Genomic DNA, 13,236 nt, shown 5'->3' on the forward strand with positions numbered 1-13,236 from the left:
CACCAGTAGAAAAAGTACGGGGAAGCAGAGCATATGGGAGTGTCATTCGCTAAAAGCGTCCGGTTCGGTGCAGTTCGGTTCAATTTTTCCGGAAGCGGCATTGGAATGTCCGTCGGCATTCCTGGGCTGCGCATAGGCACCGGTCCAAGGGGTGCCTACATTGCGGGCGGAGCCGGGGGATTTCGCTACCGCAAGAGCCTGAGCGGCGGAATCACGCCCGCCGTCAGCCTGACCCAGCCTGCACGCATGCCAAACCCGTATCTGGACGCGGCGCCGCAACCCAACGTCGTCGCAACGGTCGCCCATGAAGCAAAGAGCCTACTCGAGCTGACGGACTCGACAAGCGACGCGCTGATTCAGTCGATGAATGAACAGCGCCAGAAGGTGTCAGTCTGGCCCTTTGCAGCTATTGCCCTGGTCTTCCTGCTCGGCATGCTCAAGGACACCAGCAAGAGCTGGCCGGAATTCGTGATGCCCGTTCTGATGATCCTGGGTATTGCATTTGTAGTCTGGCTATATTGGCGGGACAAGATGCGAAAGCTGACGGTCCTGTTCTTTGAACCGGATACGGCGACCAGCGCTCACTTCGAGGCGATCACAGCCGGCGTCGAATCTGCCGCGAGTTCGCGCAGACTTCAGGCTGTGGCTGCCACGTCTACCTACGCTGACAAGAAATACTCAGCCGGCGCATCGAGTGGGCTGAAGCTGACCAATGCGAGCTGTGTTCTCGGTCAAGCGCCGGGTGTCGTTGCGAACGTCGCGGTTCCTGTCCTGCAGGCGACGAAAACAACGCTCGCCTTTTATCCCGACCGGATTCTAGCTTTCCAGGGCAAGACCGTGGGTGCCATTGACTATGCCGACCTGGACGTCCGAAATTCGCCCGTCACCTTTGTGGAAAGTGGATCGGTTCCATCCGATGCGACGGTGACTGGGAAGACTTGGCAGTACGTGAATAAGAAAGGCGGTCCAGACCGCCGTTTCAAGAACAACCGGGAAATGCCTCTGTGCCGGTACAACGAGCTGCGACTGACCACCGCCCGAGGTCTGGACATCTACCTGATGTGCTCACGGGATGGTGGATTTGACGAGTTCGTCCGTGTTCTTCGAGAGCGCAAGACCGACCCAAGCCTCTAGGCAGCGTACTGAGGGGAAAGTCAATGAACAACAATTTCAAGCAGCGACTATTTCATATCCTACATAAACCCTCGCGCCAGAACCCCTGGGCCAGGTACGTTAACTATTTACTGGCCGCATTGATCGTCTCCAATGCCTTGTTTGTGGCGGTCGAGACTGTTCCGTCTATAGGCCCGATCTACAAACCCTACTTCCTAGCATTTGAGGTCCTCTCGACGAGCATCTTCGCCATCGAATATCTGGCCAGACTGTGGGTCTGCGTTGAACAGGATCGGTACTCGCATCCCGTGTGGGGACGAATTAGGTATGCCTTAAGCTCTCTGGCCATACTCGACTTGATCGTCATCCTGACCTTCTGGTCATCGGTAGACCTGCGGTTCCTTCGTGTGGCGCGAATGGTTCGTTTGCTTAAAGTCCTGAACATGGCGCATTTTGAGCAATCTCTGACGCGTGTCGGTGCTGCCCTCAGCAAGAGACGGGAACTGCTAATCGTCTCCGTGGTCATGATGGTTCTGTGCATCTATGCCTCCGCTGCCGTGCTCTACCAGGTTGAACACGGCGCGCAGCCTAAGGTGTTTTCCAGCATCCCCAATACTCTATGGTGGGCTATGACAACGCTCACGACTATCGGATACGGGGACATGATTCCAATTACACCATTTGGCAAGGTCTGTGCCGGCTTGATTTCAGTCTTTGGCATCGGTGTGTTCGCGCTTCCTACCGCCGTTGTGACAGCTGCGATTGTCGAAGCGGGCACAACGGACACCCGCCCAACTACTTGCCAGCATTGCGGTAAAGACGTGTACGGAACGGAAACCGGTCATCTCGATACGTAGTGTCTTGAAGCGGTCGCTCTCGAGGAACTAAGGGTAGAGGCAGCGTCGGCCATTTTGGCGGCCGAAATTGGCGTCGCCCCGCGCGAGGACTTTCCCGAATGGCACTCCCACATACAACTGCATGCCAGCTACTTTTCATCGTAGATCAAGGCGTTTAAGGCGACCTTTGGCGATCTTCTCGGCGATGCGCGACGAGGAGAAGGTGGCCGAATTCCTGATCGAGCTCGCGTTGAAGCGCGAGGCGATGAAGGAGCACGGCGAGTGGATCCGCGATTTCGAAGACACCATGGTAGCGTCGCCCTGAATACACAGCCCTCAACTGGGACTTCTCGCCACCATGCGGCTAACGTCTACTTTTTGCCTTTGATCCGCGCATCGAGCGATTGACGCCATTTGTCCAGCTCATCAATTTGCTCGAGCAGCTCTTCGGCGGTTGGAAGCTCCACTGCCGCATGAACGGCGTTGTCGTGACCGGTGAACTTGGAGCATGTAGTCATGTTCTTGTCCACAATCCGATAGTCCTCAGGCGAGACTTCGACCTGCTCCAATCTGCCAGTCTGAACCCGGGGATCGAAGCGTTGAATGACATTATTCAAAAGCAGTTCCTCAACTGCTTTTTCCCATGTCATGCGCATGTGGCCATATAAGTTAAGAACTTCGCGCCGGTAGGCAATATCGTCGGCCTCTGCTTTCTTGCACGCGGCGTGAAGCTCCCGCAACTTCCCGACGCGCTCTTTTGTCTTCTGTCCCAAGAAAGGCAGCTGCGGGTCTGGAATGCCAAACCCCTCCTGAGCCCGGCGGAGACTTTGGTAAGCAAGCGGAGCGCCTTGCTCCTCCGCCTCGGCGCGCAGGGTATTGAAAAAGTAGAGGTCGTGCGTGAAGACGATTACTTGACGCGATAGCGCTTCGCGTGCCAAACGCTTGGCCACTCGCTCTCTGCGCACATGGTCCAGCGACGACACCGGATCGTCGAACACGATGCCGCCCTTGGCTCCTCCAAGCTGCATTTCGGTCAGGAAGGACGCGATGGCGATGGCGCGCTGCTCGCCCTCGCTCAGGATGTCTGATGGCCTGGCGCCGCCAGGCAACTCCAGCACCAGCTTGTATTTCGTTTCTCCTCGCAGCGTTTCGGGCTTCATCTTCGCGCGCAGCGTGTGGACGTTGAGAAGCTTCATCTCATCATTAAGCAGCTTCGCCACGGGCTCCAACGCGATCTCGTTGGAGATGCTTGTCGACTTAGTTGACAAAGCGTTCGACCGAGTCGCCGTCAAACATTTCTCGACGCGCGCCGAATAGTCGAAGCGCCGTAGTGTTTCGAGGACGGCGTCCTTGACCTCGGCCAGTCGACGCCGTGCATCGAGCTCTACATGCTCCAAGGCAAGCATCGCGCGCTCTCGCTCGTCGATGGTTTTTTCCAAAGCGAGAGCTTCCTCTCGGCGCACGGCGACCAACCTACCTAGCGCCTCGCGCGCGTCTTGGGCAAACGGTGCCACGTCTTCCCACTTTCCCTTTTGCGCGGCGGCCGCGACGATGGCGGCTTGACGCGCGCGAAGCTGCATCTGGGCCGAGCCGCACCAGACCGCCGCATCCGCGTGCACGTTGGCGAGTTCCCCCGAAAGATTCTCGTCAAACAGCAAGTCGAGCGACGACTGCTTGATGGCGTTGTAGGCTTGCATCGCCTCGGCGTGAGCAGTGTCGGCAGCTTTCTGCGCGACCTGCTCCACAAACGCGTCGAACGCGGCCAAACGCTCCGAGCCTTCGGCGCCAACCGCGTTCTGGCATAGTGGACACCTCTCTTCTGGACGCGCCGCCGCCAGATGGGCCGGGTGGCCCGCTTGAACAGCAAACTCACGCGCAGCCTTGAACAAGGCTTTCCATTGCTCGCCGCCGGTGCCATCGAGCTGGTTGGGCCGATCCTCGAACGCCTTGGCGGCAAGCTTTGCGGCCTCCTTCGCGCCATTGGACTTTTCGATGAGCGCGCGCAGCGAGGCGGCCGCCTCGTCGGAGACCAAAGCCATCTTTTCGCTGATGCGCGTTGCGAGCGCCTCGAATCGCCCAGCTTGCCCCCTGAGCAATTGGGCTTTGGCCTTGGAGTCGGTCTCGCCAAGCGCGCGGCTTAGCAACTGCAAGCGCGCAGCCTGCTCTTCTGTCAGGGAAGCGAGCTCTTCGATCGCCTGGGGCGAGTGTTTTTCGAGCTGCACGAGCGCTTGCCCGACCTTCGTTTTGGTCGCCGCCAGCGCGGCGAACTGATCCTTATTGGGGACGTTGTCGGCTTTCTCCTTGCGCAAGCGCGCAGTGAACTCGTCGCACAGCTTCACGAGATCGCGAATGATGTCGAGGCCGTAGGGGCTGTATGCGAAGTCGCCATCGTTGTCGACGTAGGCTCGCGCGCATTCGGCGTCGAAAATCGCGAGTTCCGACAACTGCTCGGGCGACGCCTGCCCGAACGTCCAAGCGAGCTCAGCCTTTTCCCCGTCAACCAGCACGTCGAAGGACGCCTTGGCGGGCTGCGGCCGCGCATCAGGCGGGCGCCGGGCATCGTCCAAGATGCGCTTGCCAGGCTGTCGCGCGCGGCACGCCTGCTTAAGCACTCGGGAATAGCCGGATTTCCCCGCGCCGTTTGGCCCATAGATCACCGTAAGTCCCATTGCGCCAATGGGCAGCGTCTGCTTTTCCGCTAACGCGTTGACCCGCTCCAAATTCTTGATCGACAGAAGCTGCACTACGCGGTTAGGCACTAGCGCCGCCGCGACGTCGGCGTTGTCGATGACCCTAGGCTCGCGCTTCTCAGGGTCCGGGATGCCCGCGCTGGCTTGAAGCAGGGCATAGACGTGCGCCTTGTCGACGTCTGTGAGCGCGCGCTCAGCGTATAGCCGGGCGATTGCGTCTTGCTGCCAAGGCTCCAGCGTCTTGGACCAATTGAGTATTTCTCCAAGTATCGACATGCCCGCTTCTCCCTTTATCCTTCCGGCGCCGACTCTTCACCGAAATCTCTCACGACCAATTGTTGGTTGATGGAGTCGGCGATCGATTCCACCGCCGCGATGAGCGCGTCGATCTCGCCCTCAGCCAGCGCAACAGGCATCCCGTCAGCGGCGTGCCCGCTGCGATGGACAATGTCGTGGCGCTTTCGTACGGCGTCGGCCAACGGCCTAAAGCTCGGCGGTGAGACGCCCAACGCTTTCAACAGGGGCGCCACGCGGTCCCACCGATGCCATACCAAGTTTTGGAGGTAGCCTCGAACATGATCCTTGATAGCATCGTGGCGCTCAAAGATCTCGCTGAGCGATATCTTTTCTTCACGAAATGCCTGGACTGCTTTGACTACGGCGCGCAGATCCTCGTCGCTTCTCACCACCGCAGCCTCGACGGTCTCCCACAGAAAGCTTTCCAGCGCGCCGACAACCGCCGCATAGATCAGCTTGTCGGCTAGCTCTTTGGCTTGCGCTGCGCCATCCAGCGTTCGCACTTGGCGCAGTTGGTCAAGCCGCGCTGCGAGTTTGGAGCTCGCGTCCGGAGCGCCATCGATCCACATGGCGAACTCGGGATCGAAGTCCATCTCGTCGCGATGCTGCAGGGGTGCCCACTCGTCGCCGGTTTCCGAAACTAAATCGTCGATAAGGGCGTCGATGGCCTCGTCGCTGGCGATGCCGCTAAATCGTTCTTCGAGTTCGTCGCGGGCGTCGAATGGGCCGCCGTGAATATAGAGGTAGCCGCCCTCGCTCCCGTTGTAGGGCGTCTCATAGGCGGGGTCGACAAAGCGCCCCAGAAACCACGACTTCATGGCCAGCTTTTGCTCGTCTTCCGACGCCTCCCTTAGCCAGTCGTCGTCGACCTCCACAGGGTCGGAGCCCTCGACGAATGCCTCGTCCGGCGCGTCTGGTTCATAGTCGTGGTCGTTATGCCCCATCCCGCCTCCCTTGCCGAATAAGTCGCCCGATAAAACTTGCCAATTATTGTCCAGGATGTAACTGAAAGGCGTGGGGCGCGCGCAAGGAGAGTCCAAATATACTGAAAAAATTGATCAATACATTCCCGTGCGCCGCATCGCCGAGCTGCGCTTGCGATGAGTCGAAGCGTTGAGCCTGGCGATCCCTCGCTCCCGGAGGATTTGCCCATTGGCGACCTCTTCCCGACAGCGGCGCTCAGCGAGCATTAGTGGGAGACGCATGGGCTGGTGAGGGAAGCTTTAGGTTTCGACATGTTGAGGTTGAAAACCGGAAACGCAGTGCTTTTTTTGGTAACACCGATTCGGGTGGGCACTTCTGTTACCTCTTCGCTGGTGAGCTGGGTGACATCATGCGATGGGCCTCGTAGCGTTCCAGGAGGCAATCCGAAAGTTGCAAGGCAACGCCAACGATAAATCTCGCCTCGGCCCGTGTGGGAGCAGGAGACTCAGGCGATTTTCCATGGGAATCCCCGAGAAGATTGCGGGCTTCTGCAATTTCAGTGCAGAGACTGCCTATCGAACGACTCATTTTGTGGGATGGCTCTGAGCCTAACCCGCAAAACGGCTTGCACGCCGTGAGAAGCTGTGGAATCGTAATAGCCCCAGATGTGGGCAGCCCTTCCGCGTGGGCTATGAACTTGAGCGTAGCTTCCAACGTGGACTTGGCTGAAGAAATAGCGGTATCCGGGGCGCTATTCCACTGCGACAGAGCCCTGCCAGCATGCTTGTGGGCATCATCAACAAGCAGTAGCTTGTCGGTCGAGAAGGTGCTGAAATCTTGCCTAACCGGCTGCAATGAAGTGAATGAGCCATTAGTAGATCGGGTCATCATGTCCAGGTACCCACTGACGTAGCCAAGCAGTTTCTTGCCTTTCAGCGTGTCTTCAGAAAACTGGATCAGTTGGGTACCGTTGGCGGACAGATGGATACCCAGCGATGCGGTCCCCAGCAGTTTGAGTGCAGGAAGTGTATGGGCTGAGGCCGGAAACGCGGAAGTGAATTCGTCAAAATGAACCTGCGTCCGCGTAGGGTCTTCGTGCAGTAGCACCAACGCCCGGTTCACGATTAGGGTCATTTCCCTGAACAAAGCCCCCGCAACGCGCTTCCTGGCAACGAGAATGATGCAAAAGGCACTGAACTCCGGCACATAAGGCGATTTCCCATCGCTGACAACGAAACGCCGGTCTGCCAACCATCGGAACAGCTCGGTATCACGCCTGTGATCGCGACGGAAGTTGGCGGCAGGGAGGGCGGTGCCTTCGATCCACTGAATTGAAATGATCGATAGAAGCTCTATTACTCGTGCTGTCGCCCCGAATTTGTCCAAAGCCTCAAGATGCCGCTTGTTCAGGGCTGCGAACGTCGAAATAGCGGGCTCTTTCCGTTGGGTCATACCTCAGATTGTGCATCCAGCCCAAGGGACATAGCGTGTCAAGTCTTCGCGGCGGAGCTGATTACGGCATGACAGGCGACGTTTCGCACCACGCTATTGGCTAAACACGCCTCACCTGTTTGCAACTCGCGGTATTGAATCGAAAACTCTGCTCGTTTGAACGTGCTGGTATCCAACTGACGGTGCAAACCGATCACGCCACTCGAAGCCTGCACCAGCACCCAATCCGCACGCCCTGTCATCGGGTTTGGATATAAGCGACGCAAATGCCCGAAAGTAAAAAGCGCCCCGAAAGGCCCTTGTTCATTGACTATTTGGCGGAGAGGGTGACGTACAACCTTTTGTCGCAAAGTGGCTCACAACGTAACTCCCACATCGTGCACGTTGAGTGTCTCACAGTTGCGTCAATTCACTTCGAGTCATCGCATATCTTACGGTTGCTCGCTTGGCGATGGGTAGGGTGATGGGTACGAGAAGCGAGGACTACCCACGGTCGGTGTATCGTCCAGAAATTCAAATAAAGGGAGATTTCCATGAGTTCGGCTCAAGCCCACGTCGTTTCACCGTCTGCCATTGAACAGAAGCCCCCCGTATTTCGTTGTCTCTACTGCGATCTTGAGAAGCCAAAGAGTGAATCCACGCTTGAGCATGCCATTCCACAATTTCTCGGTGGCGCGCAGGCGCCCCTGCATTACAAACTCAGGAATGTTTGCGTGAGGTGTAACAGCATACTGGGGCTACACGTCGACGCCTCGTATGCCCGGTCGTGGACCGTTACTAACGGACTAGCGGTTGCGGCTCGCAAACTGTACATAGGACCAGGCGGTATTCCCCTGCCGCTAGTGTGCATGGGCATCATCCAGAACATGCCGGGCCTTGCCGTGCCAGAGGGAATGGCGGCAGAGTACTGGATCGGCCCGTCGGGTGAGAGCATCGTTTGGATTCGATCGGACAACGATCTCATGTACTGGTACTCGGGTGGCAATCCGATTGACAAAAAAACTAAGCCGTCGACCCTCTATTATCTTCCCACAACTGCGGATCGCCTAGGCTTTCAGATGGCCATGGAAGCATTCAACGACGCATTCAAGAAAGCAAAGGCGAGGCGCATTTTCGGCGCGGAGTTCCTCGATGCTCCCGCCGGCACCCTTTATCCTGGATTCGACGCGCCAACTGACGCTGAGCGTGGGAATTTGGAAGCAATTCAACAGGCGATTGCGAACGGTTTAATAGATGCCCAAGCCCGGTTCAATATCCGATTTGAGGATCGATTCATTTGCAAAATGGTGCTGGGCGTGGGGTATTCACTTTTCGGTGAACCTTTCCTCGACACGAAAACGGCCAAACAAGCTCGCTTGGGGCTATGGCCCAGTCAAGCTCAAACATCCCAGCTAAGAGGTGCTGGCAGTTTTGGCGGCGCCGATGCAACGTTTTCGTCATTAAGTGGCTACCCCGGTGCCGTCGTCATCATGGTGTTGCGCACCGGGCACCACTACGCTATGAGCGTAAACGTGGATCAGAAGATGCCGTTCACTACGGAACTTGCCCCGGGGACGCTTAGCAGTCCGCATATCAACTCCGATCATGGCTACGCACTCCTCTTGTTCCCTCAACTGCGCCACCCGGTGGAACTCGAGTTACCCACCATGCTAGCGCACAAACTTGGAAACCAGGCTCACCCCGATCTCGCGCTCGTTGACGTGAAAGCTCAACAGGCCGAAGCTTTCAATGCCACGCTGCCACCTCTACCAGCCAGACCACCTTCAACGGCGGCCAAATCGCCGACCGTCAGTTAGTCTCGAAGAAACTAGGTCAGACATTCACGCTCAGCGTGTCACGCTTGGCATGATTTTCTTGAGGATCGCCGCATCGTTGGAAGGGCGCTTTCCAGAGTCTGACCGTACGAGGCAGCCATCGCTTTCATTGGAGCTGACTTCGTATTCCAGCGCGGTCATTTTTCCTTGGTCAGCCCAAGCTCTTCGGAAAGCGCTTCGGCCAGAGTCCGACGGCGGATCGGATGGTCGTCTTTACCCTCATCGCACCACCCCAAAGCAACTGGGCGTGAGTTATCTTTAGTTTGGGCATGGTGAAGAGGCGACTCACTACAGTCGTATGGGCACTGATGAAATCACGTTCGAACAGGACTCATTTTCTGCTGAGGCAATCACACACTACTAACCCCTCCAAAGGGAAAACATGTCAAATACAGTCTTGAAATTCATTTTTGAAAATACGTCGCTGCTTGAGCAGACAGTGCCCTTTGAAGGCATCTGAATGTCCCGTCAAAAGGCGAGGATATTTTTGTTGCAAATGCCGCATTCACATTTGATGACGTAACGCGGATCTATTCGCGCGAAGGTAATCAGATAGTTGTCGATCTCAGAAACCGGTATAGGTTCCATCGCGGTCATCTCGATCGAGCTGAAACTAAAAGCCGCCCGATGTTGCCAAGGGGCGGCGTGTATGTAGGGGAGCTACTCTTCGCGCGTCACCACAACCCGATCAATGCACCTGAATCCGGATTCACTTTCTTCGTGCGGCATCGACAGCTTGAACCGACGTCCGGTCTGGGTGGTCCCGCCACCATTTACTAGATGGGTCCTTGCCCAGTCGTTGAAACCGGATGGATCCAACCCGATGTCTTCGGGAGCCAGTACAAAAGCCCCTCCAACTACCACATCGTCGAGCTTGGACATGAAATTGTTCATGTCCCACTCTATCACGCGACCAAACGGAAAAACCAGCGAAATGGTAGTTTTCTAAAATCGTGAAAATTGCCGAAGACACCTCAGTGGAGTTGCGTCCTTGTACATCAGCTGATTCCCGCGTGTTGAATTCTGTCGAAATCTGGCCCACTTAGCGAGTAATTTCCATCCAAAACTGCCCCACGTAGGCACTACCCTGCTTGGTTTACAAGCAGAGGGAAATTCAGAGTGGTTTTTCTTCGGCTTGTTCGTTGCCTGCGTCAATGCCGAACCCGCGCGCTCTTAACGGCTAGCGTCGCGTGGTGCCGCCACCAAAGACCGTTAGCCCCACAACAAACCCGATGTAATACCCAACCCCAGTGTTTGGCCTGCCAATGATTTGAATACTTTCCAAAAAAGAGAGCCCTAACAAGCCGAGCATCCAGGAGAGAAAATTCACCACGACAGAAATTGGGAAAATCATCCCGTGCCAGATGCCAGAAAAAAATCCGAAAGGATCCCGCACTACATCCGCGGAATAATGAGTCGCGCATCCAGAGAGCAATATCGCCGACGCAACCAATGCGAGCATCGGAACGCTGGCAGAACGCGAATTAGTCATCAGCAGCCTGCATAGTTCTTCTTTCCACTCTTGGTGATTGTGTAGGTGCCGCCGCGCGGTCCGACATAGCAACTCTGTCCATCGGACTGGGCGGGGGCCACTTGGCGAGGTGCTGCAGCAGCACTTGTCCCCTTCGAACCATGGCAGTGGTATTCGCCGGTCTTGCGGTTCGTGTGACACCCCTGCGCATCTGTGCCGCCAGAGTGAGCGGCAGCAGACCCGCTTGCCAGCGTCAGCGCGAGCGCGCAAAGCAGCTTCATGCTGTCCCCCATTGTTTGGAATCCATGGTGACAGGTGCGCCCACTGGACGCCTCCTCTAATTAGAGGAGAGTTGATGCGCCAATGCGCTGTGGCAACATGGCGCTCAAGGAGGCTTCATGCTCGAGAAACTGATGATTGGGTTACTAAGCCATCCGTGGATGCCTACGGCACTCGGAAGAGGCTTTCTGGCTTTGGGTTTTCTGATGGCGCTCCAAGGGCTTCGCGTGGCGCGAATCGACCGGAGGATCGCGCGCATTTTCGACCGTGTTGGACTGGAGGAGCCTGATGTTATGAGCGCGTGGCCTTGGTGGTTGCGCTTGTTGACGCCAGAGACAACGGGAGACTGGATCGTAGTCGCCGTTGTTCTTATCTGTGGGTTCAACCTCGCACTCCTAGGAAAGTGGGCCAGGAAATATCAAACTTGAAAGCTGCTGAGAGGCGTGGCGGCGATCACAAGATTGTCCCGAAGAATTTGGCCAGTGCAATTCGTAGCCGCCCGGGTTCTTGACGCCGCCTGTGCAAGCTGAGCTCCTCATTCAGAGGAAGCTTCGCGTCGATATTCCAACGACGCGGCGGAAAGCCCACCCACACCATCATTCGGAACAGCATCAACCGCGCACAGTGGCCGTTGCCATCAATGTAGGGGTGAATCGTCAGAAACCGCTCGAACGCGCGCGCTGCATTCACAGCAAATTTTTTGAGCCGCAGCTCTAGAGAAGCTGACGATCCGTCGCCAGCAATCCAAGCGTCATAGGCCAGCATGATACTGATGCAATCAGCTTCCCAGTCCTTCATTGCCGCCGCAACCAACTCAGGAGGAATGCCCACCTCCCTATCGTGTGGAATTTCCACTCTGCATTGAGTCAGGTCCGGGCAATCCGGAGTGCCGCGGTAGTTGCCGAGTAGGCAGGCACACCAAGGCGGTGTCATCCCCGCAAACATGACCGCGTGGTCAGGCCGAGTCTCAAAAATTGAACCGTTAACGGTTGGCTGGCCGGATAAAGCCTCTGCAGTCAAACTGGCGCAACGCTGCGGCAGACCGACAAGACGATCTGGATGGTTGTCGTAATTCCAGTACTTGCAGTCCGTGTGGTCTCGCATTCCCCCCGGCAGCAACGCCGGCCCTCTTACCTGTATTTTTCTAATTCGTCAGCATGACCGAGCCACGCTGCATGCGCTCGACTGCGTCTTTAGCTGCTGCTTCAAATTCGGGATCGTTCATCGAAGGATCTTCATCATTGAAATTTTCCAGGGACTTGAGCATTTCCCGGCGTAACACGGCATTGCGCAGTAAAGCCACTTCAGCTGTCCGCGCCGCTATCGCTGTTTCTTCATAGCGCTTCAGAGCCAAATCCATACCATGGCACGCGCTAGCCAGATTTTCAAACGCATGGATGAGCTTTGGCAGCCGAACAGCGGTCATAGCGCGCAAACTCCTGGCATTTTTCAGGCACACGGCAGCGAGGTGCCTGGTGCTTTTGCGGCTGTTCTGGATTTTTTCAACGAACGTTACGCTCAGCGGTTCGGTGCGCTGAACTAGACGGGTGCAATAGGTTTCGTACTCGTCATTGAACCAGGCTGTAGAGCGCTCCATCTTGTCCGTGGTTGCGTCTAATTTGTCTACAGTCCAATCCGTTACGCCCTTTACTGCAGAAAACGCGACCCTAGCTAACAGGCTAACGGACTGACTCACACCCCAGGACAACAATCCTGAATGCCGCTCCAGCTTTTTTACCTTGGAAATATGACGACGAACATCACGATCAAAGTCTGCGACACCAAACATGGATGCAGTTGTCATGACGTTGTCCTTTCTGTTGTTGCGCGTTGCCCTATTTGCACAACACGTAATCACTTTGCACACAGCGTATTCGCTGGTAATACACCGTCATACGTGATGCAGCGAAGTTTACGCGTTGAAATCATCACAACAAGTGGTTTACGCAGATTAATCGTCGCACACGGGAAAATACTTACCCGTAGGACAAATGCGCAAATAACCCGTGCACTCATTTGAAGAAACGTACAACGACTGCAGCGTCCGAAAGGCTGCAATCAATTGCAATCTATATGACGCGCGCAGCATACAAGAAACATAAGTGTGCACTTGCTCACTTGTGAGTTATTTACTGCTGTGGCACTCCAGCAGCTTGTTCAATTCTGCATGAGCCTCCGGCGCTCTTCGATAGAGGTCGCTGGTTAAACGCCACGCCGGCCTCGTCGCGCTCTTGGTGAGTCAGTTTGCAGCTCGATCCCGTCGTGCCGGTAGCCTACCCATGCAGAACGGGTGGATGCGAACCGCGGAAACCCATGTGTCATCGGACCATGGTAGCCCACCCCGCTAAACACAGACGTAT

The 13,236-nt window shown here is 56.3% G+C and carries 14 protein-coding genes and 1 pseudogene; 6 read left to right on the forward strand and 9 right to left on the reverse strand.

Annotation, left to right across the window (positions count from 1 at the left end; genetic code table 11):
• The first annotated feature begins 33 nt into the window (after positions 1–33).
• From PSV40_RS02030 to PSV40_RS02040, 3 genes are all read left to right on the forward strand, one after another.
• A complete protein-coding gene (locus tag PSV40_RS02030) occupies positions 34–1,134 on the forward strand; it encodes a DUF4236 domain-containing protein (protein ID WP_300533557.1) in 1,101 nt (366 codons plus the stop codon).
• A gap of 23 nt (positions 1,135–1,157) precedes the next feature.
• On the forward strand, positions 1,158–1,970 hold the full coding sequence (locus PSV40_RS02035) for an ion transporter (RefSeq protein ID WP_300533560.1): 813 nt from the start codon (positions 1,158–1,160) through the stop codon (positions 1,968–1,970).
• Between the two features lie 166 nt (positions 1,971–2,136).
• On the forward strand, positions 2,137–2,274 hold the full coding sequence (locus PSV40_RS02040; RefSeq protein ID WP_300533562.1) for a hypothetical protein: 138 nt from the start codon (positions 2,137–2,139) through the stop codon (positions 2,272–2,274).
• A gap of 46 nt (positions 2,275–2,320) precedes the next feature.
• Here the strand turns inward: PSV40_RS02040 and PSV40_RS02045 are convergent, their stop codons facing one another.
• The 3 genes from PSV40_RS02045 to PSV40_RS02055 all read right to left on the reverse strand — a co-directional run bounded on the left by PSV40_RS02045 (position 2,321) and on the right by PSV40_RS02055 (position 7,312).
• Complete coding sequence (locus PSV40_RS02045; protein ID WP_300533564.1) at positions 2,321–4,915, reverse strand: AAA family ATPase; 2,595 nt, start codon at positions 4,913–4,915, stop codon at positions 2,321–2,323.
• Positions 4,916–4,929: 14 nt separating this feature from the next.
• On the reverse strand, positions 4,930–5,880 hold the full coding sequence (locus PSV40_RS02050) for a hypothetical protein (protein ID WP_300533566.1): 951 nt from the start codon (positions 5,878–5,880) through the stop codon (positions 4,930–4,932).
• A gap of 358 nt (positions 5,881–6,238) precedes the next feature.
• Positions 6,239–7,312 (reverse strand): abortive infection family protein, encoded by a 1,074-nt coding sequence (locus PSV40_RS02055; protein WP_300533568.1) that lies wholly within the window; start codon positions 7,310–7,312, stop codon positions 6,239–6,241.
• 533 nt (positions 7,313–7,845) lie between these two features.
• On the opposite strand from PSV40_RS02055, the pseudogene PSV40_RS22795 reads away from it, so the two are divergent.
• Together PSV40_RS22795 and PSV40_RS02060 are read left to right on the forward strand one after the other, a co-directional pair.
• Positions 7,846–8,067, forward strand: a pseudogene (locus tag PSV40_RS22795) (HNH endonuclease); the annotation flags it as partial.
• A gap of 93 nt (positions 8,068–8,160) precedes the next feature.
• The gene (locus tag PSV40_RS02060) at positions 8,161–9,108 is read left to right on the forward strand and encodes a hypothetical protein (RefSeq protein ID WP_300533569.1); all 948 of its coding nucleotides are present in this window, start codon (positions 8,161–8,163) and stop codon (positions 9,106–9,108) included.
• A 30-nt stretch (positions 9,109–9,138) separates the two neighbouring features.
• Here the strand turns inward: PSV40_RS02060 and PSV40_RS02065 are convergent, their stop codons facing one another.
• The 4 genes from PSV40_RS02065 to PSV40_RS22800 all read right to left on the reverse strand — a co-directional run bounded on the left by PSV40_RS02065 (position 9,139) and on the right by PSV40_RS22800 (position 10,890).
• A complete protein-coding gene (locus PSV40_RS02065) occupies positions 9,139–9,267 on the reverse strand; it encodes a hypothetical protein (protein ID WP_300533571.1) in 129 nt (42 codons plus the stop codon).
• Positions 9,268–9,786: 519 nt separating this feature from the next.
• Positions 9,787–10,020, reverse strand: a complete 234-nt coding sequence (locus PSV40_RS02070) for a hypothetical protein (RefSeq protein ID WP_300533573.1) — start codon at positions 10,018–10,020, stop codon at positions 9,787–9,789.
• 286 nt (positions 10,021–10,306) lie between these two features.
• Entirely contained in the window at positions 10,307–10,618 is a 312-nt protein-coding gene (locus PSV40_RS02075; RefSeq protein ID WP_300533574.1) for a hypothetical protein, read from the reverse strand.
• Positions 10,618–10,890: a YHYH domain-containing protein gene (locus tag PSV40_RS22800; RefSeq protein WP_366914935.1), complete on the reverse strand. Its 273-nt coding sequence runs from the start codon at positions 10,888–10,890 to the stop codon at positions 10,618–10,620. Before PSV40_RS22800 ends, PSV40_RS02075 begins: the two co-directional genes overlap by 1 nt.
• A 105-nt stretch (positions 10,891–10,995) precedes the next feature.
• On the opposite strand from PSV40_RS22800, the gene PSV40_RS02080 reads away from it, so the two are divergent.
• Positions 10,996–11,304: a hypothetical protein gene (locus tag PSV40_RS02080; protein ID WP_300533575.1), complete on the forward strand. Its 309-nt coding sequence runs from the start codon at positions 10,996–10,998 to the stop codon at positions 11,302–11,304.
• Between the two features lie 25 nt (positions 11,305–11,329).
• Here the strand turns inward: PSV40_RS02080 and PSV40_RS02085 are convergent, their stop codons facing one another.
• Both PSV40_RS02085 and PSV40_RS02090 read right to left on the reverse strand, forming a co-directional pair.
• Positions 11,330–11,980 (reverse strand): Fic family protein, encoded by a 651-nt coding sequence (locus PSV40_RS02085; RefSeq protein WP_300533576.1) that lies wholly within the window; start codon positions 11,978–11,980, stop codon positions 11,330–11,332.
• Positions 11,981–12,020: 40 nt separating this feature from the next.
• A complete protein-coding gene (locus PSV40_RS02090; protein ID WP_300533578.1) occupies positions 12,021–12,680 on the reverse strand; it encodes a hypothetical protein in 660 nt (219 codons plus the stop codon).
• Between the last annotated feature and the right edge of the window lie 556 nt (positions 12,681–13,236).

This window comes from Polaromonas sp. (assembly GCF_029945925.1).
In the GTDB taxonomy this organism is placed as follows: Bacteria; Pseudomonadota; Gammaproteobacteria; order Burkholderiales; family Burkholderiaceae_C; genus Polaromonas.

Excerpts from the sequence above, each read along its gene's own strand:
- PSV40_RS02085 (WP_300533576.1), bottom strand. The coding sequence starts at position 11,980 with ATGCGAGACCACACGGACTGCAAGTACTGGAATTACGACAACCATCCA.
- PSV40_RS02060 (WP_300533569.1), top strand. The coding sequence starts at position 8,161 with ATGGGCATCATCCAGAACATGCCGGGCCTTGCCGTGCCAGAGGGAATG.
- PSV40_RS02050 (WP_300533566.1), bottom strand. The coding sequence starts at position 5,880 with ATGGGGCATAACGACCACGACTATGAACCAGACGCGCCGGACGAGGCA.
- PSV40_RS02080 (WP_300533575.1), top strand. The coding sequence starts at position 10,996 with ATGCTCGAGAAACTGATGATTGGGTTACTAAGCCATCCGTGGATGCCT.
- PSV40_RS02055 (WP_300533568.1), bottom strand. The coding sequence starts at position 7,312 with ATGACCCAACGGAAAGAGCCCGCTATTTCGACGTTCGCAGCCCTGAAC.
- PSV40_RS02030 (WP_300533557.1), top strand. The coding sequence starts at position 34 with ATGGGAGTGTCATTCGCTAAAAGCGTCCGGTTCGGTGCAGTTCGGTTC.
- PSV40_RS22800 (WP_366914935.1), bottom strand. The coding sequence starts at position 10,890 with ATGGGGGACAGCATGAAGCTGCTTTGCGCGCTCGCGCTGACGCTGGCA.
- PSV40_RS02090 (WP_300533578.1), bottom strand. The coding sequence starts at position 12,680 with ATGACAACTGCATCCATGTTTGGTGTCGCAGACTTTGATCGTGATGTT.
- PSV40_RS02045 (WP_300533564.1), bottom strand. The coding sequence starts at position 4,915 with ATGTCGATACTTGGAGAAATACTCAATTGGTCCAAGACGCTGGAGCCT.
- PSV40_RS02075 (WP_300533574.1), bottom strand. The coding sequence starts at position 10,618 with ATGACTAATTCGCGTTCTGCCAGCGTTCCGATGCTCGCATTGGTTGCG.
- PSV40_RS02070 (WP_300533573.1), bottom strand. The coding sequence starts at position 10,020 with ATGAACAATTTCATGTCCAAGCTCGACGATGTGGTAGTTGGAGGGGCT.
- PSV40_RS02065 (WP_300533571.1), bottom strand. The coding sequence starts at position 9,267 with ATGACCGCGCTGGAATACGAAGTCAGCTCCAATGAAAGCGATGGCTGC.
- PSV40_RS02035 (WP_300533560.1), top strand. The coding sequence starts at position 1,158 with ATGAACAACAATTTCAAGCAGCGACTATTTCATATCCTACATAAACCC.